Here is a 1564-nt window from a genome sequence, read left to right on the forward strand (position 1 = left end):
CGGTGATCGGCGGCCTCGGCGGCGGCATCGGCGCGCCGCCCGGCTGGAGCGGGCCGCCCGGCTGCGGTGCGGCGCCGGGAGGCGGCGCGGGAGGCGGGCCGTAGGGCGGCTGCGGCCCCTGGTCCGGCCAGGGCGGGGTCGGGGGGTTGCCCACCGGGGGTCTCCTTCTGCCGGGAGGTCGTGATCCTTCCAGGTGAGCGTATACAGGCGGGCCCGTAGAGTTTCGGACCGATATGGACATCGAACTCCGCGGTATCGCCGCGCCGGGCGGCTGGCCCGGCGACGGCTGCCGCTGCGCGTCCTGCGGGCGGCTGCGCGCCGCCGGCGTGCGGCACGAACCGGCCACCGTGATCGTCGACGGCGTCCCGCTGGCGGACCTTCCGCGGACGGAGGTCCCCGGCGGGCTCGACGTCCGGGCTCCCGGCGGCCGGGTCCTGGTGGCGGCCGGGCCGGGCGCCAGACCTGAGCCGGTGCCGGACGCGCGGTACGACACCGTCCTGCTCGACCTGGCGGGTTCTCCCGAGCATCTCGGCTACCTGCGCCATGTCGGGGCGGTGACGGCCGGGACGCGCGTGATGGCCGTCCACGTGGACCATCGGATGCCGTCCCCGGCGGAGCTGGAGCGGCGAATGGCGTTCTGGCTGCGGCCGCAGGACGGCCCGTTCCGGACACTTCTGCTCGGCGGGTCGCGGTCGGGAAAGTCGGCGGAGGCCGAGCTGCGGCTGGCGGGCTCCCCCGGCGTCCTCTACGTGGCGACGGGCCCGGTCCGCGACGACGACCCGGAGTGGAGCGCGCGGGTCGAGGCGCACCGGAGCCGCCGTCCCGCCTGGTGGCGGACGGCCGAGACGACCGATCTCGCGGAGGTGCTGGCGTCGGCGTCCGGGGCCGTGCTGGTGGACGGCGTCGGGACGTGGCTGGCGGCGGCGATGGACGAGGCGGGCGCGTGGGACGACCCGCCGCGCGTGCTGCCGAGGCTGGACGCGCTGGTCGAGGCGTGGCGCGGCACCGCGGCCCGCGTCGTCGCGGTGTCGGACGAGGTGGGGCTGTCGCTGGTGCCCACGACCGCGTCGGGGCGGGCGTTCCGCGACATGCTCGGGCTGGCCAACCAGCGGCTCGCCGCCGAGTCGGAGGAGGCGGCGCTGGTGGTGGCGGGCCGTGTCCTGGAGCTGCCGTGAGGGGCGCCGGGGCCGGGCTGCGGCTGGCGGTGACGCTGCTCACGGTCATCCCGCTGCGCACGCCCGAGGTGGATCGAGACACGGGGCGGGCGGCGATGCTGGCGGCGCCGCTCGTCGGCCTGCTCACCGGCGGCGCCGCCGCGCTCGTGCTGCTGCTGGGCGACGCGCTGGGCCTGTCCGGGCTGCTCGCCGCCGCCCTCGCGGTGGGGGCGGCGGCGGTGCTCACCCGGGCGCTGCACCTGGACGGCCTCGCCGACCTCGCGGACGGCCTCGGCAGCGGGCGCCCCGCCGGGGCCGCGCTGGCGATCATGAAGCGGTCGGACATCGGCCCGTTCGGCGTGGTGACGCTGCTGCTCGTCGTGCTGGTCCAGGTCGCGGCGCTGGCGTCG

The 1564-nt window shown here is 78.0% G+C and carries 2 protein-coding genes; both read left to right on the plus strand.

From position 1 onward, the window contains the following. Window positions 1-233: 233 nt before the first annotated feature. A complete protein-coding gene (locus F9B16_RS50355) occupies window positions 234-1175 on the plus strand; it encodes a bifunctional adenosylcobinamide kinase/adenosylcobinamide-phosphate guanylyltransferase (protein WP_151547336.1) in 942 nt (313 codons plus the stop codon). After that, on the plus strand, window positions 1172-1564 hold a 393-nt coding region (locus tag F9B16_RS50360), incomplete at its 3' end, for an adenosylcobinamide-GDP ribazoletransferase (protein WP_225992701.1). The genes F9B16_RS50355 and F9B16_RS50360, both read left to right, overlap by 4 nt.

Origin of the sequence: Actinomadura montaniterrae (assembly GCF_008923365.1) — a bacterium.
GTDB classification, from domain to species: domain Bacteria; phylum Actinomycetota; class Actinomycetes; order Streptosporangiales; family Streptosporangiaceae; genus Spirillospora; species Spirillospora montaniterrae.

Bases quoted from the DNA above. Each gene is read 5' to 3' on its own strand.
- F9B16_RS50355 (WP_151547336.1), top strand. From the start codon at position 234: ATGGACATCGAACTCCGCGGTATCGCCGCGCCGGGCGGCTGGCCCGGC.